At 71.9% G+C, this 17,951-nt stretch carries 19 protein-coding genes; 4 read left to right on the top strand and 15 right to left on the bottom strand.

Annotated elements, in window-relative coordinates:
• Positions 1 to 54: 54 nt before the first annotated feature.
• The gene (locus ACZ4Z2_RS34315) at positions 55 to 765 is read right to left on the bottom strand and encodes a transglycosylase family protein (RefSeq protein WP_468081420.1); all 711 of its coding nucleotides are present in this window, start codon (positions 763 to 765) and stop codon (positions 55 to 57) included.
• 540 nt (positions 766 to 1,305) lie between these two features.
• Between ACZ4Z2_RS34315 and ACZ4Z2_RS34320 the strand changes: the two genes are divergently transcribed.
• Positions 1,306 to 2,076 (top strand): hypothetical protein, encoded by a 771-nt coding sequence (locus ACZ4Z2_RS34320; RefSeq protein WP_468081421.1) that lies wholly within the window; start codon positions 1,306 to 1,308, stop codon positions 2,074 to 2,076.
• Positions 2,077 to 2,257: 181 nt separating this feature from the next.
• Entirely contained in the window at positions 2,258 to 2,608 is a 351-nt protein-coding gene (locus ACZ4Z2_RS34325; protein ID WP_468081422.1) for a hypothetical protein, read from the top strand.
• Between the two features lie 98 nt (positions 2,609 to 2,706).
• Here ACZ4Z2_RS34325 and der read toward each other — a convergent pair whose 3' ends face one another.
• The 5 genes from der to aroH all read right to left on the bottom strand — a co-directional run bounded on the left by der (position 2,707) and on the right by aroH (position 7,245).
• Positions 2,707 to 4,167, bottom strand: coding sequence for a ribosome biogenesis GTPase Der (der, locus tag ACZ4Z2_RS34330; RefSeq protein ID WP_468081423.1), 1,461 nt, complete (start codon positions 4,165 to 4,167; stop codon positions 2,707 to 2,709).
• Positions 4,168 to 4,276: 109 nt separating this feature from the next.
• Complete coding sequence (locus ACZ4Z2_RS34335; RefSeq protein WP_468081425.1) at positions 4,277 to 5,011, bottom strand: lysophospholipid acyltransferase family protein; 735 nt, start codon at positions 5,009 to 5,011, stop codon at positions 4,277 to 4,279.
• A complete protein-coding gene (cmk, locus tag ACZ4Z2_RS34340; protein ID WP_468081427.1) occupies positions 4,969 to 5,646 on the bottom strand; it encodes a (d)CMP kinase in 678 nt (225 codons plus the stop codon). The genes ACZ4Z2_RS34335 and cmk overlap by 43 nt, the downstream gene beginning before the upstream one ends.
• 154 nt (positions 5,647 to 5,800) lie before the next feature.
• A complete protein-coding gene (locus tag ACZ4Z2_RS34345) occupies positions 5,801 to 6,886 on the bottom strand; it encodes a prephenate dehydrogenase (RefSeq protein WP_468081429.1) in 1,086 nt (361 codons plus the stop codon).
• Positions 6,883 to 7,245 (bottom strand): chorismate mutase, encoded by a 363-nt coding sequence (gene aroH, locus ACZ4Z2_RS34350; protein WP_468081431.1) that lies wholly within the window; start codon positions 7,243 to 7,245, stop codon positions 6,883 to 6,885. The genes ACZ4Z2_RS34345 and aroH overlap by 4 nt, the downstream gene beginning before the upstream one ends.
• A gap of 167 nt (positions 7,246 to 7,412) precedes the next feature.
• On the opposite strand from aroH, the gene ACZ4Z2_RS34355 reads away from it, so the two are divergent.
• Together ACZ4Z2_RS34355 and ACZ4Z2_RS34360 are read left to right on the top strand one after the other, a co-directional pair.
• Entirely contained in the window at positions 7,413 to 7,847 is a 435-nt protein-coding gene (locus ACZ4Z2_RS34355; protein ID WP_468081433.1) for a Rieske (2Fe-2S) protein, read from the top strand.
• A 22-nt stretch (positions 7,848 to 7,869) separates the two neighbouring features.
• Positions 7,870 to 8,631, top strand: coding sequence for a nucleotidyltransferase domain-containing protein (locus ACZ4Z2_RS34360; protein WP_468081435.1), 762 nt, complete (start codon positions 7,870 to 7,872; stop codon positions 8,629 to 8,631).
• On the opposite strand, the gene ACZ4Z2_RS34365 is transcribed toward ACZ4Z2_RS34360, so the two are convergent.
• The 9 genes from ACZ4Z2_RS34365 to ald all read right to left on the bottom strand — a co-directional run bounded on the left by ACZ4Z2_RS34365 (position 8,548) and on the right by ald (position 17,575).
• Positions 8,548 to 9,309 (bottom strand): nucleotidyltransferase domain-containing protein, encoded by a 762-nt coding sequence (locus tag ACZ4Z2_RS34365; RefSeq protein ID WP_468081437.1) that lies wholly within the window; start codon positions 9,307 to 9,309, stop codon positions 8,548 to 8,550. The two genes, ACZ4Z2_RS34360 and ACZ4Z2_RS34365, sit on opposite strands and share 84 nt — an antisense overlap.
• 3 nt (positions 9,310 to 9,312) lie before the next feature.
• Positions 9,313 to 10,335: an ADP-ribosylglycohydrolase family protein gene (locus ACZ4Z2_RS34370; RefSeq protein WP_468081439.1), complete on the bottom strand. Its 1,023-nt coding sequence runs from the start codon at positions 10,333 to 10,335 to the stop codon at positions 9,313 to 9,315.
• A complete protein-coding gene (locus tag ACZ4Z2_RS34375; RefSeq protein WP_468081483.1) occupies positions 10,332 to 11,066 on the bottom strand; it encodes an NUDIX hydrolase in 735 nt (244 codons plus the stop codon). Before ACZ4Z2_RS34375 ends, ACZ4Z2_RS34370 begins: the two co-directional genes overlap by 4 nt.
• A gap of 186 nt (positions 11,067 to 11,252) precedes the next feature.
• Complete coding sequence (locus tag ACZ4Z2_RS34380) at positions 11,253 to 12,326, bottom strand: pseudouridine synthase (protein WP_468081441.1); 1,074 nt, start codon at positions 12,324 to 12,326, stop codon at positions 11,253 to 11,255.
• Positions 12,326 to 13,009: an SMC-Scp complex subunit ScpB gene (gene scpB / locus ACZ4Z2_RS34385; RefSeq protein WP_468081443.1), complete on the bottom strand. Its 684-nt coding sequence runs from the start codon at positions 13,007 to 13,009 to the stop codon at positions 12,326 to 12,328. Before scpB ends, ACZ4Z2_RS34380 begins: the two co-directional genes overlap by 1 nt.
• A complete protein-coding gene (locus tag ACZ4Z2_RS34390; RefSeq protein WP_468081445.1) occupies positions 13,006 to 14,301 on the bottom strand; it encodes a segregation and condensation protein A in 1,296 nt (431 codons plus the stop codon). Before ACZ4Z2_RS34390 ends, scpB begins: the two co-directional genes overlap by 4 nt.
• 18 nt (positions 14,302 to 14,319) lie before the next feature.
• Positions 14,320 to 14,913, bottom strand: coding sequence for a hypothetical protein (locus ACZ4Z2_RS34395; RefSeq protein ID WP_468081447.1), 594 nt, complete (start codon positions 14,911 to 14,913; stop codon positions 14,320 to 14,322).
• Positions 14,898 to 16,034, bottom strand: coding sequence for a ParA family protein (locus ACZ4Z2_RS34400; RefSeq protein WP_079054846.1), 1,137 nt, complete (start codon positions 16,032 to 16,034; stop codon positions 14,898 to 14,900). The genes ACZ4Z2_RS34395 and ACZ4Z2_RS34400 overlap by 16 nt, the downstream gene beginning before the upstream one ends.
• Positions 16,035 to 16,450: 416 nt before the next feature.
• Complete coding sequence (gene ald, locus ACZ4Z2_RS34405; RefSeq protein ID WP_468081449.1) at positions 16,451 to 17,575, bottom strand: alanine dehydrogenase; 1,125 nt, start codon at positions 17,573 to 17,575, stop codon at positions 16,451 to 16,453.
• Positions 17,576 to 17,951 lie beyond the last annotated feature (376 nt).

The raw sequence follows: 17,951 nt of genomic DNA on the forward strand, positions 1-17,951 counted from the left end.
CCGTCCGGGCGGCGCACCGGACGGGACCCGGGGGTACGGAGGCGGCGAGGGCGCTCAGAGGTCGAGACGCTGACCGGGGACGATCAGACCGGGGTCGGCCCCGATGACGGCCTTGTTGGCGGCGTGGATCTTCCGCCAGGTGGTGCCCTGCCTGGCGGCGATGCCGCTCAGGGTGTCGCCCTGGCGGACGGTGTAGTCGCCGCGGGAGGCGCTGCGGTCCGGGTAGCCGGTGGAGCGCGACGGCGCCGTCGACGGGACGCTCCGGGAAGCCTTGGTGGAGTTCGCGGTCTCACCGGCCCGGGGGGACCCGGTGGCCGCCGAGCCGTTCGAGGGCGCGGCGGGGGCGCTGCCGTACGCTCCGGCGCGCGCGGCGCAGACGGGCCAGGCGCCCCAGCCCTGGGCGCGCTGGACCTTGGTGGCGATCGCGATCTGCTGGGCCTTGGACGCCTTGTCGGCGGTGGGCGCGTAGGCCGTGCCGCCGTAGGCGCGCCAGGTCGTGGGGGCGAACTGGAGTCCGCCGTAGTAGCCGTTGCCGGTGTTGATGCGCCAGTCGCCGCCGCTCTCGCACTTGGCGATGCGGTCCCACACTCCGCTGTCGGCCGCGGCGGCGTCGCCGGCGACGGAGAGCAGTCCCAGGGGGGCGAGCAGCGCGGCCCCGGCGAGGACCGCCGTCGTACGTGTCCTGCGGGCGTCCTGCGCCTTCGCCCTACGGGCGTTCCGTGTGGTGCGAGTGTTCTCGCGTGTGTGGTCGGCACATGCGGACATGTAGTTCCCTCTCGAAGGACCCGGGGTCCCCCAAGGCCGGGCGCGGTCCGCGTCGCACAGGACGCGGGGGCGCGCTCGGCCCCGTCCGCCGGCGGGTGGTGCGGTGGATCTGCCTGGTGGTGCGGGCGGCGGACGTACCCGAGCGGTGCTCGTTGCACACGGCCAGGGAATCTATGGACCTTGACTGGCCGTCAGCAAGCAATGGGACGTCGCCCGAGGCCAGTTCGTCATTACCTCGGGTAGCGGCTATTTCCGGCCACCCACTTCATGGCCTGATTTCCGGATTTGTCAGCCACGGGCCGTGAAGGTCTGTGAGCCACTTCACCACGGCAAGTGCCTGCGCAATTCACTGAGTTGACGCGGAGTAACCGATTCCGTCGGCGGATTCACCCTGCGCGCCGGATGGTTCGATTCCATTCGTCGTCGAGCGTGACTCCGGCCACAGATCGCCCGTTGTCTCCTTCATGAGCCGGAACCTCCGTGCTCACGGGCCGGGCGCCACCCGGCACCCGACACGCACCGCATCCCGAGGAGCCACCCGTGCCGCGCATGCTCGAGGTCAGCGACGAGGTACGCGCCGAGATCGGCGACGAAGAAGCCGACCGGCTGCTCGCCGGAGAGAACGCCCCCGGCGGCTACGACTGCACGTCCTGCCGTACCCCGGGGGACTCCGAGCAGGAGCGCACCAGCACCGTCCTGTTCGTCGGCGACGAGACCGCCGTGCTCGCCTTCGCCCACGCCACCTGCCTGCCCTCCCAGGTCGTCCAGGTCACCGAGGAGCAGTTGCAGGGCGCCGCCCGTTCGATCGCCGGGTCGGCCGCGCCGCAGGCCGCGCCCGAGCAGGCCGTGCTCGGCGTCACCAGCGGACTGATCCTGCTCAGCGGCGAGTTGCACCCCGCGCTGGTCGTCGAGCCGACCGCGCCCATCGCCCGCCCCGGCACCACCGGCGCCGGTGACGACTTCCTGCCGCTGCTCATCGAGCAGGGCTTCATGCCGCTCCCCCAGATCGACTCCGTCCCGCCCGTGCTGCACGGCTGGTCCGTCCTGCTCGCGATGGGCCAGCTGCACGCCATCCTGCAGCCGGGCCCCGCCGGCGGCACGCCGGTCGCCTGGTGGCAGGCCCACCAGGCGCTCCAGGTCGCCGACAGCTGGCGGGCGGCGGCGAACAAGCACCAGCAGGTGCTGATGTTCGCGGCGCCCGTGGGGTCGATCGGGCGGCAGCCGCGGGAGGACCTGCTGCGCGAGGCGCTCGACAAGGCGGCGGGGAACGGGAAGCTGGTGGCCGCGACGCTGCCGCTGGCCGGGACCTGACGGACGGCCCGGGGCGCGTTCGCGGGGCCTCGGCCCCGGAGCGGTCGTCCCCCCGAAGGCGCGGCCCCGGGCCGGAGGCTGAATGGTGTACGCCCCGCATCCCTTGCCCGGCGGGGTCGTTGGCACAGACGTGCACGCATTTGACGTTCCCCGCCGCCAGTCCTATTCGTCGATCCCGTCCATGCGGCCGACTCAGGACCCTTCGGGCGGCCCATCGACCACACCGATCTACGACACGCTCTACGCGGAGTGGGTCAGGAGCTACCGGGCCCTGCCGGGTGACCGGCACGGCGAGGAGGAGCTGGGGTTCACCGGGTTCGGCAGCCTCCAGCACGGCTCGGGCGGCCAGCGCGCGGGCTCGTACGGCGCCCGGCAGTCCACCGGGCACCTCGCGACCCAGCGCGACGGCCAGTCCGGGCAGACCGCCCCGACGTCCACCGTCTGGCAGGCGGTCGGCCGGATCCCCACCGGGCACACGGGGATGCACCACATCCCGTCCCCGTTGCCGCCCAACCCGCGCCGGGGCCTGTGAACCGAAGCCTCCCGGCGGCGCGGACACATGAGGAGGGCGGCTCCCCCAGGTCGATGGACCTTCGGGGAGCCGCCCTCCTCATGTGTGTCCCGCGGACGTCACTTCTTCTTGCCGCGCTTCTCGCGCACGCGCACGGAGATGTGGATCGGGGTCCCCTCGAAGCCGAACTCCTCACGCAGCCGGCGCTCGACGAAGCGGCGGTAGCCCGCCTCGATGAAACCGGAGGCGAAGAGGACGAAACGCGGGGGCTTGGTGCCCGCCTGGGTGCCGAAGAGGATGCGGGGCTGCTTGCCGCCGCGGATCGGGTGCGGGTGGGCCGAGACCAGCTCGCCGAGGAAGGCGTTGAGGCGGCCCGTCGGCACCCGGGTCTCCCAGCCGGCGAGCGCCGTCTCGATCGCGGGGACCAGCTTCTCCATGTGGCGGCCGGTACGCGCCGAGACGTTGACCCGGGGCGCCCAGGCGACCTGGCCGAACTCGGTCTCGATCTCGCGCTCCAGGTAGTAGCGGCGCTCCTCGTCGAGGGTGTCCCACTTGTTGTAGGCGATGACCATCGCGCGGCCCGCCTCGACGGCCATGGTGACGATCCGCTGGTCCTGCACCGAGATCGACTCGGAGGCGTCGATGAGGATGACCGCCACCTCCGCCTTCTCGACGGCGGCGGCGGTGCGCAGCGAGGCGTAGTAGTCGGCGCCCTGCTGGAGGTGGACGCGCTTGCGGATGCCGGCCGTGTCGACGAACTTCCAGGTGACGCCGCCGAGTTCGATCAGCTCGTCGACCGGGTCGCGGGTGGTGCCGGCCATTTCGTTGACGACGACGCGCTCCTCGCCCGCCACCTTGTTGAGGAGGGAGGACTTGCCGACGTTCGGGCGGCCGATCAGGGCGATCCGGCGGGGGCCGCCGACCGCCTTGCCGAAGCTCTGCTCGGGTGCCTCGGGCAGGGCCTCCAGGACGGCGTCCAGCATGTCGCCGGTGCCGCGGCCGTGCAGCGCGGAGACCGGGTACGGCTCGCCGAGGCCCAGCGACCACAGGTACGCCGCGTCGGCCTCGCCGCTCGGGCCGTCGACCTTGTTGGCGCACAGCACCACGGGCTTGCCGGCCTTGCGCAGCAGCCGTACGACGGCCTCGTCGGTGTCGGTGGCGCCGACCTTGGCGTCGACGACGAAGACGACCGCGTCGGCGGCCTCGATGGCGTACTCGGCCTGGGCGGCGACGGAGGCGTCGATACCGAGGACGTCCTGCTCCCAGCCGCCGGTGTCGACGACCTTGAAGCGGCGGCCCGCCCACTCGGCCTCGTAGGTGACCCGGTCGCGGGTGACGCCCGGCTTGTCCTCGACGACCGCCTCACGGCGGCCGATGATGCGGTTCACGAGCGTCGACTTGCCGACGTTCGGGCGGCCGACGACGGCGAGGACGGGCAGCGGGCCGTGGCCCGCCTCCTCGATGGCGCCCTCGACGTCCTCGAGGTCGAAGCCCTCTTCCGCGGCGAGCTCCATGAACTGCGCGTACTCGGCGTCGCCAAGCTCTCCGTGCTCGTGCTCGGAGGGAAACTGGTCGTTCATGAAGTCCGTACCTCGTCGTTCATCGTGGTGATCGGTGGAGCGGCCGGCGTGTCCGCCGGCCGGTTCCACTACTCAGTGTCGCCCAGCGCCCGATCGGACGCCCGGCGTTTCAGGCGCGGCCGGTGAGCCGCCGTGCGTGGTCCAGGTGGGCGCCGAGCTGCTTCTGGATGCGCTCGGTCGCCTCGTCGAGGGCTGTGCGCGTCCGGCGGCCGCTGCCGTCGCCCGCCTCGAACGGGTCGCCGAAGACCACGTCGACGCGGGAACGCAGCGGGGGCAGCCCCTTGATCAACCGTCCGCGCCGCTCCGTGCTTCCCAGGACGGCCACCGGGACGATCGGCGCGCCGCTGCGGACGGCGAAGTAGGAGAGCCCGGCGCGCAGGGAGGCGAAGTCGCCCTCGCCCCGGGTGCCCTCCGGGAAGATGCCCAGCACACCGCCGTGCTCCAGGACGGCGAGCGCCTGGGTGATGGCGGTGCGGTCGGCGGTCGAACGGTCCACCTTGACCTGCCCGATGCCGAGCAGGAAGGGGTCGAGGGGACCGACGAACGCCTCCTTCTTGATGAGGAAGTGCGTCGGCCGGGGCGCCACGCCCATGACCATGGGGCCGTCGATGTTGTGGGAGTGGTTGACGGCGAGGATCACCGGGCCGGCCGCGGGGACCTTCCAGGCGCCCAGGACGCGCGGCTTCCACAGCCCGTACATCAGGCCGACGCCGATGCGCCGGCCGACCTCGGCACCCCGTACCGAGGGGACCTCGGCCGACAGGGCCCGGCCCGAGGGGGCTCGGTCAGAAGAGGCTCCGCTCACTTCGCCGCCCGCTTCTCCTCGACGAGGGTGACGACGCACTCGATGACCTGCTGGAGGGTGAGGTCCGAGGTGTCCACCTCGACCGCGTCGTCCGCCTTGGCGAGCGGCGAGGTCTTGCGGCTGGAGTCGGCGGCGTCCCGCTTCAGCAGGGCCTCACGGGTCGCCTGGACGTCGGTGCTCTTCAGCTCGCCGCTGCGGCGGGCGGCGCGGGCCTCCGGGGAGGCCGTGAGGAAGATCTTCAGGTCGGCGTCCGGGAGCACGGTCGTGCCGATGTCGCGGCCCTCGACGACGATGCCGTTCTCGGCGCCGGCGGCGATGGAGCGCTGGAGCTCGGTGATCCGCGCGCGGACCTCCGGTACGGCGCTGACCGCGCTGACCTTGGAGGTGACCTCCTGGGTGCGGATCGGGCCGGCGACGTCCGTGCCGTCGACCGTGATGGTCGGCGCGGACGGGTCGGTGCCCGAGATGATCTCCGGCTTGCCGGCCACGGCGGCGATGGCCGACGGGTCGTCTATGTCGATGCCGTTGTTGACCATCCACCACGTGATCGCCCGGTACTGGGCGCCCGTGTCGAGGTAGCTCAGCCCGAGCTGCGCTGCCACGGCCTTCGAGGTGCTCGACTTGCCCGTGCCGGAGGGGCCGTCGATGGCAACGATCACTGTGGCGCGTTCCACTGGGGGGCACCTTTCCTGTTCCGAGGTGGCGGGGCGAGACGGAAAGCGCCCCGGACAAGGGTACTGGGTGCGCGTAGCCCGTCCGGCCCTGCCCGGGACGGCACCCCCGCGCCGGCCCCGCCCCGGAGCGCCGGACGCGTCCGTTCCCCTGGCGTTACTGCCGCAGTGCCCACCCTCGTTCGCGCAGGGCGCCGGTCAGCACCGGCACCGCCTTGGGCTCCACCATGAGCTGGACCAGACCGGCCTGCTGGCCGGTGGCGTGTTCGATGCGGACGTCCTCGATGTTGACGCCGGCCGCCCCGGCGTCGGCGAAGATCCGGGCGAGCTGGCCGGGCTGGTCGTCGATGAGGACGGCCACGGTCTCGTAGACGCGCGGCGCGGAGCCGTGCTTGCCGGGGACGCGGACCTGTCCGGCGTTGCCGCGGCGCAGGACGTCCTCGATGCCGGTGGCGCCCTCGCGGCGCTTGGACTCGTCGGACGCCTGGAGGGCGCGCAGGGCCTGGACGGTCTCGTCGAGGTCGGCGGCGACGTCGGTGAGGAGGTCGGCGACGGGGCCGGGGTTGGCGGAGAGGATGTCGATCCACATGCGCGGGTCGGAGGCCGCGATGCGGGTGACGTCCCGGATGCCCTGGCCGCACAGCCGTACGGCGGCCTCCTCGGCGTGCTCCAGCCGGGCGGCGACGAGGCTGGAGACCAGGTGCGGCATGTGGGAGACCAGGGCGACGGCCCGGTCGTGGGCGTCGGCGTCCATGACGACGGGCACCGCCCGGCAGTGCGAGACCAGCTCCAGGGCGAGGTTCAGGACCTCGGTGTCGGTGTCGCGGGTCGGGGTGAGCACCCAGGGCCGGCCCTCGAAGAGGTCGCCGGTGGCGGCCAGGGGGCCGGACTTCTCGCGGCCCGACATCGGGTGGGTGCCGATGTAGGCGGAGAGGTCCAGGCCCAGCTCCTCCAGCTCGCGGCGCGGGCCGCCCTTGACCGAGGCCACGTCGAGGTAGCCGCGGGCGAGGCCCCGGCGCATCGCGTCGGCGAGGGTGGCGGCCACGTGCGCGGGCGGGGCGGCGACGACCGCGAGGTCCACGGGCCCGGCGGGCGCCTCGTCGGTGCCGGCGCCGAGCGCGGCCGCCGTACGGGCCTGCTCGGGGTCGTGGTCGGTGAGGTGGACGGTCACGCCGCGCTGGGCGAGGGCGAGCGCGGCGGAGGTGCCGATGAGGCCGGTGCCGATGACGAGTGCGGTTCTCACTGGGCGATGTCCTTGCGGAGTGCGGCCGCGGCGCCCAGGTAGACGTGCGCGATCTCGGAGCGGGGCCGGTCGGACTCGATGTGCGCGAGGATCCGTACGACCCGGGGCATCGCGCCGTCGATGTCGAGTTCCTGCGCGCAGATCAGCGGTACGTCGACGATGCCGAGCCCCCGGGCGGCGGCGGCCGGGAAGTCGCTGTGCAGATCGGGCGTGGCCGTGAACCAGATGCTGATCAGGTCGTCCTGGGTGAGCCCGTTGCGCTCCAGGACGGCGGTGAGCAGCTCGCCCACCCGCTCGTCCATGTGCGCCGCCTGGTCCTCGTCGAGTTGGACGGCGCCCCGGACCGCTCGTACCGCCACGGTTTGGCTCCTTACCTGCTGTGCGTCACGGCTCCTTGCCCGTCCAGCCTAGTGAGCCCGCCCTGCCCGGGCGCGCGGCGCCCGCCTGCCGAGACACCTGCCGGTCGGGGTTTTTGTGACACGCTGTCCCTTATTACGGCTTCTGCGGTGTTCTTCGGAGTGACGACATGACGATCGGTACGACACGGCGCACGGTGCTGGCGACCGGCGCGACGGCCGCGGCGGCGGTGCTCGTGGGCTGCGGCGGGGGCGGTGACGGCGGCTCGGACGCGACCTCGGCGCCGGAGGCCACGGGCACCGGAGGCGGTGGCGGGGGCGAGGCGCTGGCGAGCACGGCCGACATCCCGGTCGGCGGTGGCAAGATCTTCAGCGACGAGAAGGTCGTGGTCACCCAGCCGAAGCAGGGCGACTTCAAGGCGTTCTCCGCGGTCTGCACCCATCGCGCCTGCCTGGTCACCACGGTCGAGGACGGCACGATCAACTGCCCCTGCCACGGGAGCAGGTTCAGCATCACCGACGGCGCGGTGGAGAACGGCCCGGCCCAGCAGCCGCTGCCCGCCGAGCGGATCAGGGTCTCGGGGAATTCGATTCGGCTGGCCTGAGACCGCCCCGTACGCTCCCGGTATGCAGCCTCCGTACGCGCACGCCCTGGTCCGCGACCACACGGTCTACTCCTGTGTGATGGGCTCCCGCGCGTTCGGGCTCGCGACGGACGACAGCGACACGGACCGCCGGGGGGTCTTCCTGGCGCCCACCGCCCTGTTCTGGCGCTTCGAGAAGCCGCCGACGCATGTGGAGGGGCCCGCCGAGGAGCAGTTCAGCTGGGAGCTGGAGCGCTTTTGCGAGCTGGCCCTGCGCGCCAACCCGAACATCCTGGAGTGCCTGCACTCCCCCGTGGTGGAACACGTCGACGACACGGGCCGCGAGCTGCTGTCCCTGCGCGAGGCGTTCCTGTCCCGGCAGGCCCATGAGACGTTCGCCCGCTACGCCCTCGGCCAGCGCAAGAAGCTGGACGCGGACGTCCGCACGCACGGCGCGCCCCGCTGGAAGCACGCCATGCATCTGCTGCGTCTGCTGATGAGCTGCCGCGATCTGCTGCGCACCGGCGCGCTCACCGTCGACGTGGGTGAGCAGCGCGAGCCCCTGCTGGCGGTCAAGCGCGGCGAGGTCTCGTGGGACCGGGTCGAGGCGTGGATGGCCCGGCTGGCCGACGAGACCGAGGAGGCGGCGGCCCGCTCCCCGCTGCCGGCGGAGCCGGACCGGGCCCGGGTGGAGGACTTCCTCGTCCGCACCCGGCGCGCCTCAGCCCTGCGGTCCGTCGAGGCGGACCCGGACCACGAAGTCGTGCAGGGCGTCGTACGCGGAGGGGGTCTCCGGCAGCGCTGACAGGGCCTGCGTCTCGTCGAGCGTCCGCTGGAGCCGCTCCACGTCGTCCGCCACGCGCTCCTGGTCGACCTCGGCCTTGCCGTGCTCCCGTGCCGCCTTCGCCGCGACGAGGTCCGGCAGATACGCGGGGGCCTCCTCGATCAGCGGCAGCAGGCTCGGCAGATGGGCCAGCACCTCACCGCTGCGCATGAGGTGGATGCCGGTGAGCAGCACCCGGAAGGTGTAGAGCAGCGGCTTGAGTTCACCGGTCTTCTCGAACAGCCGCCACTGGGTGATGGCGAAACCCCGGTAGTGGTGGGCGTGGTGGCGGGTGAGGACGCCCGGCGCGAGGGCGGCGAGTTCGCGGTGCGCCTCGCCGGTGTGCACGACGAGCGGGGAGAGCAACTGCTCCAGCACATAGCCGTTGCGGCGCAGCATCAGCCGGACGAACTTGCGCAGGTCGTGAGTGACGAGGTCCATCTCGACGCCGTCCCGCTCCCACATCCTCGACCGTGTCTCCTCGGGCTCCCTCAGCCCGACCAGGTGGGCGGCGGGCAGCAGATGCACACCGCGCAGGTCGACGTCCGAGTCGAGGGAGGGGAAGCCGTACAGGTGGGCTCCGGAGACGGTGGCGAACAGCAGGGGATCGGGCTGTTCGGCCACCACAGGAGCCAGGTCGATGTCGAGGGCGTCGATCATCACTCAAGCGTCCCAGAGCGCTCCCAGCGAGACGAGGTCGCCCTGGTACTCGATCCGGTCGGCCCACTCCACGGGCCAGGTGGCCGGCCCGTGGTAGGCGCCCGCGAAGGCCCCGGTGAGGCAGGCGATGGAGTCCGAGTCGCCGGAGGTGCAGGCGGCGCGGCGCAGCGCGGTGACGGGCTCGTCGACGAAGAGCAGGAAGCACAGCAGGCCGGTGGCGAGGGCCTCCTCGGCGATCCAGCCCTCCCCGGTCTCGAGGCAGGGGTCGGTCTCCGGGGAGGGGTCACGCAGGGCCTGCTGGACCCGGTCGAGGGCTTCGAGGCACTCGTCCCAGCCGCGGGAGATGTAGTGCTGCGGGGAGGGGTCCTGGCTGTAGGTCCACAGGTCGCCGAGCCAGCGCGCGTGGTAGCGGGCGCGGTTCTCGTACGCGTACGAGCGCAGCCGGCCGACCAGGCCGAGCGGTTCGGCGCCCTGGGCGAGCAGCCGTACGGCGTGGGCGGTGAGGTCGGCGGCGGCGAGCGCGGTGGGGTGGCCGTGGGTGAGGGCGGCCTGCAACTGGGCGGCGCCGGCGCGCTGTTCGTCGCTGAGCGGGCCGATGAGGCCGAGGGGCGCGACCCGCATGTTGGCGCCGCAGCCCTTGGAGTGGATCTGGCTGGCGAACTGCCAGGGGTGGCGTTCCAGGGCGAGGAGGTCGCAGGCGACCAGGCAGGTGTGGCCGGGGGCGCGGTTGTTTTCCGGGGAGCGGGACCAGGCGACGAACTCCTTGCGGACGGCCTTCTCCAGGGCCTCGGGGCCGAGCACCCCGCGGTCCATGGCGGTGCGCAGCCCGTGGCCGAGCGCCAGGGTCATCTGGGTGTCGTCGGTGACGATCGCGGGCTTCGGCAGTTCCATCTGCCGCCAGGGGCCGCACGTGGCGAGGATCGACGAGACGTCGTTGAACTCGGTGGGGAAGCCGAGCGCGTCCCCGAGGGCGAGGCCGAGCAGGGATCCGGTGGCGGCGCGCTTCGCGAGCAGCGTCATGGTCATCGGGGCCGTCCTTCCGTGGTGGGTCGCAGCAGGGGCGGGTGCAGGGCGGTGGCCCCACCCGCTCGGTACAGCGCGGCGGGCTTGCCGCGGCCGCCGGTCAGGCGGGCGGCGCCGGGCACCTGGTCGACGAAGCCCGGCGTGGCCAGCACCTTGCGCCGGAAGTTGGGCCGGTCGAGCGGAGTGCCCCACACGGTCTCGTAGACCTGCTGCAACTCGCCGAGCGTGAACTCGGGGGGACAGAAGGCGGTGGCGAGACAGGTGTACTCGAGTTTGGCGCCGACGCGTTCGTGGGCGTCGGCGAGGATGCGGTCGTGGTCGAAGGCGAGCGGCCCGACGGCGTCGAAGCGCAGCCACTGGGCCTGGGCGGCGTCGCCGCCGCCGTGCGGGACGGGCGGGTCGGGCAGGAGGGCGGCGAACGCGACGGTGACGACCCGCATCCGGGGGTCCCTGCCGGGTTCGCTGTAGGTCCGCAGCTGCTCCAGGTGGAGTCCCGAGGCGTCCGTGACGCCGGTCTCCTCGGCGAGTTCCCGCCAGGCGGCCTCCTCGGCGGACTCGTCCGGCAGGACGAAACCGCCGGGCAGCGCCCAGCGCCCGGCGTAGGGCTCCTGGCCGCGCTCGACGAGCAGGACATGGAGGGTGCCCGCGCGGATGGTGAAGACGGCGAGGTCGACGGTGACGGCGAAGGGCTCGAAGGCGTACTTGTCGTAGCCCTCGGGTGAGGTCACGCCCATCGCCCCCTTCACGCCGCTCTCTTTTATGGTCACCCTGACTAATAGTCATCCCGACTATAAATGCGCGGGGGCGGGGGCACAACCCTTTTACGAGGAAAGGAAGGCCAAGCGCGGGGCCGGAAACGGCAAAGGGCCGCTCCCGGGGGCAATACCCGGGACCGGCCCACCGCCGACGTGCGGGACGACCTAGAGGTCGACCTCCGCCATCAGCATCCCGACCTCCGTGTTCGACAGACGGCGCAGCCAGCCCGACTTCTGGTCGCCGAGGGTGATCGGCCCGAAGGCGGTGCGGACGAGCTTGTCGACGGGGAAGCCGGCCTCGGCCAGCATCCGGCGCACGATGTGCTTGCGGCCCTCGTGGAGGGTGACCTCGACGAGGTAGTTCTTGCCGGTCTGCTCGACGACCCGGAAGTGGTCCGCGCGCGCGTACCCGTCCTCGAGCTGGATGCCGTCCTTGAGCCGCTTGCCCAGGTCCCGCGGGATCGGGCCGACGATGTGGGCGACGTAGGTCTTCTTCACCCCGTACTTGGGGTGGGTCAGCCGGTGCGCCAGCTCGCCGTGGTTGGTGAGGAGGATGACACCCTCGGTCTCGGTGTCCAGACGGCCCACGTGGAAGAGCCGGGTCTCGCGGTTGGTGACGTAGTCACCGAGGCACTGCCGGCCCTCCGGGTCCTCCATCGTCGACACGACACCGGCGGGCTTGTTCAGGGAGAAGAACTGGTACGACTGCGTCGCCACGGTCAGACCGTCGACCCTGACCTCGTCCTTCTCCGGGTCGACCCGCCGGCCCTGCTCGGTGACGATCTCGCCGTTGACCTCGACGCGGGCCTGCTCGATCAGCTCCTCACAGGCACGCCGGGACCCGTAGCCCGCGCGGGCGAGCACCTTCTGCAGCCGCTCGCCCTCCTGCTCGGCGCCCGGGAAGGTCTTGGGCGGCTTGATGTCCTTCTTGCCCGCGTACCGCTCCCGGTTGCGCTCCTCGGCCCGCGCGTCGTACTCGCGCGAGGTCGCCGGGGCCGAACGGCCCCGCCCGCGGGGCTGCTGCGCCTGCTTGGGGCCGCCCTTGGCGCCGCCGCGCGCGGAGGCGCCCCGCCCGGACTTCGGGCCGTCCTGCGTCCCGCCGGGGCCCACGTCGTAGCGGCGCTCCTCGGGGCGGGGCTTGCGGGGACGGCCCTGGCCGCCCTGCTTCTGGTCCCTGTTGTTGCCGGCACCGCGGTGGTTACCGCGCCCGCCGCTCTTGCCGCTACCGCTGCTTCGCATCAAAGTTCCGTCGTCGTCGTGTCAGTCATGGCCGACGTGGGTCCGTCGTCCGCGTCCGGGGCATCCGGATCGAACGACGGTACGGCTTCCTGGGTCTCGGCCTCGATCGCCTCGGCCTCCGGGAGGAAGGGCGCGAGTTCCGGTAGCTCGTCCAGGCCGCGCAGGCCCATCCGCTCCAGGAAGTAGTTCGTCGTCCTGTACAGGATCGCACCTGATTCGGGTTCCGTGCCCGCCTCCTCCACCAACCCGCGCTGGAGCAGGGTCCGCATGACCCCGTCACAGTTGACCCCGCGCACCGCCGAGACCCGGCTGCGGCTGACCGGCTGGCGGTACGCCACCACGGCCAGCGTCTCCAACGCGGCCTGGGTGAGCCGGGCCTGCTGCCCGTCGAGCACGAACCGCTCCACGGCGGCGGCGTACGCGGGGCGGGTGTAGAACCGCCATCCCCCGGCGATGAGCCGCAGCTCGAAGCCGCGCCCCTGCGCGGTGTAGTCGTCGGCCAGTTCCCGCAGCGCCTTGGCGATCTGCCGCTTCGGCCGCTCCAGGATCCTGCTCAGGTGCTCCTCGGTCGCGGGCTCGTCCACGACCATGAGGACGGCCTCCAGGGCGGGCTTGAGGTCGAGGTCCGCGACGGTACGCAGCCCCCCGGACGCCAAGGACCTCTCGGTCGTCTCGTCGCTCACGCCTTCTCCTCCTCGGGAAGCTCGGGCGGCCGGTCGAACTCGTCCGTGACGACGGGCTCCGCGTCGCCGTCACCGCCCGTCCAGCGGACGAGCAGATCGCCGAGGGCGGTCTCCTGGTCCAGGGCGACGGCCTTCTCCCGGTACAGCTCCAGCAGCGCCAGGAAGCGGGCCACGACGGTCAGGGTGTCGTCGGTGTCCTCGACGAGTACGCGGAAGCTGGCCTCCCCCAGCTCCCGCAGCCGCGCGACGACGATCCCGGCCTGCTCCTGCACGCTCACCAGCGGCGCGTGGATGTGGTCGACGTACACCTGCGGCTTGGGCTTCGGCTGCATGGCCTTCACGGCCAGCCGGGCGAATCCTTCCGCCCCGATGCTGATGACCACCTCGGGCAGCAGCTCGGCGTGCTGCGGCTCCAGACCGACGGTACGGGGGTACCTCCGGGCCTCCTCCTCCAGCCGCCCGTTGAAGATCTCCGCGATCTGTTTGTACGCCCGGTACTGCAGCAGCCGGGCGAACAGCAGGTCCCGGGCTTCGAGCAGGGCGAGGTCGCCCTCGTCCTCCACCTCGGCGGCGGGCAGCAGCCGGGCCGCCTTCAGATCGAGCAGGGTCGCGGCGACGACGAGGAACTCGGTCGTCTCGTCGAGGTCCCAGTCCGGCCCCATGCCGCGGATGTGCGCCATGAACTCGTCGGTGACCTTGGACAGGGCGACTTCGGTGACATCCAGCTTGTGCTTCGAGATCAGCTGGAGCAGCAGATCGAACGGTCCCTCGAAGTTGGCGAGCCGAACCTTGAAGACGCCGTCGTCGCCGCCGTCCGAAGCACCCGGGTCCGGCCCCTCGACGCCACCGGCGGGCGCGGGGCTCCCGTCGTCCCGCGGCACCGCCTCGTCCAGTGGCCCGGCCTCACCGGCCGGCATCCGCGACGCGTCGGTCTCCGACGCCACCCCGGACCGGGGCTCCCCCCCGGTCGGCGGGCCGACACCGGCCCGCTCGACGGTCTCCGGCGCCGCGACAACCCGGCTCCCGGTCTCGTCCGTCGCCGCCCGCTGCTCCCAGCCAACCGGGGCGTCCTCGACGCCGGCCCCGGCGGGGGCCACGGACTGCGTCTCCCGCGCGGCTTCGGCATCGGCACGCCCGGTGACGGAGGGCACCTCTGCCGACGGCCCGCTCTCGTCCACCGGCTCGACCGGCGGAGCCACTCGCGGAGCCACCGGCCCTCTCCCCAGCGCACGCCGACGGCCGGCGGGACCGCCGGGGGGCGCCGCCGACGACGAGGGGTCATACGAGGTCATAGCCCCCGCAGGCTACCCCTACCGCCCGCGCAGCCGTCGTACGAGGATGCTCGCGTCCCCTCGGGACTCCAGATCGGCCAGGACCACGGCGACGGCCTCCCGGACGATCCGCCCGCGGTCGACGGCCAGCCCGTGCTCCCCGCGCAGCACCAGCCGCGCGTGTTCGAGGTCCATCAGCTCCTCGGCGGAGACGTACACGGTGATCTTCTCGTCGTGCCGCTCCCGCCCACTGGGCCGGCGCCCGGCGGCCCGCCCCCGCTTGCGCGGCGCGGCGGCCCCGGCGGCCGCACCCGGGGCGGCAGAACCTTCCTGCGGCTTGGGCTGGCGCCCGGCGGCCCGCTCGGCCCCCGCGGCGGCGGACCGGCTGCGCGGCTGCTCACCGTCGGACTCGGCGTCCGCGGCAACGTGCTCGGACCCCTCGCCGTCCCCGCCCTGCACGGGCACCGACGGCGGCGCATCCTCCACGGCGGCGCCGGCGTCGCCCTCCCCGGCGGGAGCGGGCACACGGGCTTCTCCGTTGGCCCCCCGCCGGGGAGTGGACGGCTGAAGCGCCATTCCCCCTGTCGTACGGAAGAGTTCGTCGGCCCCCGGCAGACTCACTCGGCGTGACACCGGGCGAGCACCTCCCTGGCGAGCTGGCGGTAGGCGGCGGCACCGACGGAGTTGGAGGCGTACGTGGTGATCGGTTCACCGGCGACCGTGGTCTCCGGGAAGCGGACCGTGCGCCCGATGACCGTGTGGTAGACGTGGTCGTCGAACGCCTCGACGACCCGTGCGAGCACCTCGCGGCTGTGCACGGTGCGGGAGTCGTACATCGTGGCGAGGATGCCGTCGAGCTCCAGCTCGGGGTTGAGGCGCTCCTGGACCTTCTCGATGGTCTCCGTCAGCAGCGCGACACCGCGCAGCGCGAAGAACTCGCACTCCAGCGGCACGATCACCTTGTGCGCGGCCGTCAGGGCGTTCACGGTGAGCAGACCGAGCGAGGGCTGGCAGTCGATCACGATGTAGTCGTAGTCGGCCATCAGCGGCTTCAGCGCCCGCTGGAGCGTGGACTCGCGCGCGACCTCGGAGACGAGCTGGACCTCGGCCGCCGAGAGGTCGATGTTGCTCGGCAGCAGGTCCATGTTCGGGACCGCGGTCTTCAGCAGGACCTCGTCGGCCGACATGCCCCGCTCCATGAGCAGGTTGTAGACCGTGAGGTCGAGCTCCATCGGGTTCACGCCGAGGCCGACCGAGAGTGCGCCCTGCGGGTCGAAGTCGACGAGGAGGACCCGGCGTCCGTACTCCGCGAGCGCGGCACCCAGGTTGATGGTCGATGTGGTCTTGCCGACGCCGCCCTTCTGGTTGCACATCGCGATGATCTTCGCGGGGCCGTGGTCGGTCAGCGGGCCCGGGATCGGGAAGTACGGCAGCGGGCGCCCGGTCGGGCCGATGCGCTCGCGGCGCTGACGGGCCGCGTCGGGCGCGAGCGTCGCCGCGTACTCCGGATCGGGCTCGTACTCGGCGTCGGGGTCGTAGAAGTGCCCGTCGGGCAGCTCGTCGTAGTCGGCGAAGTGGTTGTGGACCCCGCCACTTCCGTCGCCGGCCATGGCGTTCACGTGTTGGCCATCCATGCTCTGGTGTGCTGGCTGAGTCACCCCTGAGGACTGGTGACCCTGGTGGGCTGCGAAGGTGCGGACTGCGACGGAGCCGACAGCCGCGAACCCCGTGGGTCCCGAGACCCGCGCAGGCATTCCTGGTTGACCACCCCCGGGAGTAAATGTCGACTCATTCACAAGTCGTCTTACCTCCTTGGTGACCAGGAAACTTCTAGATAGGTCAGCGTGGCACCATGCCGACGGTTGGCGACTCTATGGCGTGTCGGCGGTCCGCAGCAACACAATCCGCCGGACCCGGCCCGATGTGTCGGCAATGAAACATGCGACTGTCAAGGGCGTAGGGCCGTCGCACAGCAGGTTTCACCGGTGCGTGAAACATCCGAAGGGTTACGTTCGAGGCGAGTTGCGCGAGTGTCGCAAAGTGACCATACACACATCCGGCCGGACCTTGTCGGGCAAGATCCGGCCGGGAAACCGCTGTTGACGACCTGTGTTGACGTATCGCCTTTTACTGAAAGGTGACTCAAAGCAGCCCGTCGACGGCCCTTCGGTCAGCCGAGGAGCGAGGCCAGTTCGGTGTGCCGCAGTCCGTGCGCCTCCGCGACCTCGCGGTAAACGACCGCCCCGTCATGGGTGTTGAGACCCTTGGCCAGCGCGGGGTCGCGGCGCAGCGCCTCGGCCCAGCCGTGGTCGGCGAGTTCCACGATGTACGGCAGCGTGGCGTTGGTCAGCGCGTAGGTGGAGGTGTTGGGCACCGCGCCGGGCATGTTGGCGACGCAGTAGAAGACCGACTCGTGGACCTGGAAGGTCGGTTCGGCGTGCGTGGTGGGCCGTGAGTCCTCGAAGCAGCCGCCCTGGTCGATCGCGATGTCGACAAGGACACTTCCCGGCTTCATCCGCGACACCAGCTCGTTGGTGACCAGCTTCGGCGCCTTGGCGCCCGGGATGAGGACGGCGCCGATGACGAGGTCGGCCTCCAGGCACGCCTTCTCCAGTTCGAAGGCGTTGGAGACGACGGTCTGGATCTTCGTACCGAAGATCCTGTCGGCTTCCTTGAGCTTGTTGATGTCCTTGTCGAGCAGGGTCACGTGGAAGCCCATGCCGATGGCGATCTGCGCGGCGTTCCAGCCGGAGACACCGCCGCCGATCACGACGGCCCGCCCGGCGAGCACGCCCGGCACACCGCCGGGGAGCACCCCGCGGCCGCCGTTGGCCCGCATCAGGTGGTAGGCGCCGACCTGGGGGGCGAGCCGGCCCGCGACCTCGGACATCGGGGCGAGCAGCGGCAGCGCGCGGTTCGGCAGCTCGACGGTCTCGTAGGCGATCGCGGTGGTGCCCGACTCGACGAGCGCGTCGGTGCACTCCTTGGAGGCGGCCAGATGCAGATAGGTGAAGAGCGTCTGGTCCTTGCGGAGGCGGTGGTACTCCTCGGCGATGGGCTCCTTGACCTTCAACAGCAGGTCGGCGGCGGCCCACACCTCGTCGGCCGTGGCCAGGATCTCGGCGCCGGCGGCGACGTACTCGGCGTCCGGGATCGAGGAACCGACACCGGCGCCCTCCTCGACGATGACCTGGTGGCCGTGGCGCACCAGCTCGTGCACGCCGGCCGGGGTGATCGCCACTCGGAACTCGTTGTTCTTGACCTCGCGGGGGATGCCGACCTTCACGTCGATCACGGTCCTTGGATCGGAGGGGTGTGGGGGCGCGCACACACAATCGGTACATGCCCGCACGGTGCAGGACATACCCGTACGCATCAGAGCGCACCGGGAGACACCGCAGGAGAACCGGCGGCGCAGCCAGTCTAATGAAGGTATCCCCGCTGTCTAGCCTTTCAATGCATCAATCTTTCCCGGATGCACTACGGATTTCGTAGGCGTTAGGCCCGTGTTCCGTCCCGGTCTCGCTGGTCTCGGCGGTCCCGTCGGTTTCGGACGGCGCTTTCTCGTCACCGAGCAGCCGGTCGGGGGGGGGGCGGGGGGGGGGGGGGGGGGGGGGGGGGGAAAGGAGGTTGGGGGGGGTTTCAAGGGCCACCTTGGGCGGGGGACGCAA

It is taken from the genome of Streptomyces sp. NPDC030183, from assembly GCF_055573455.1.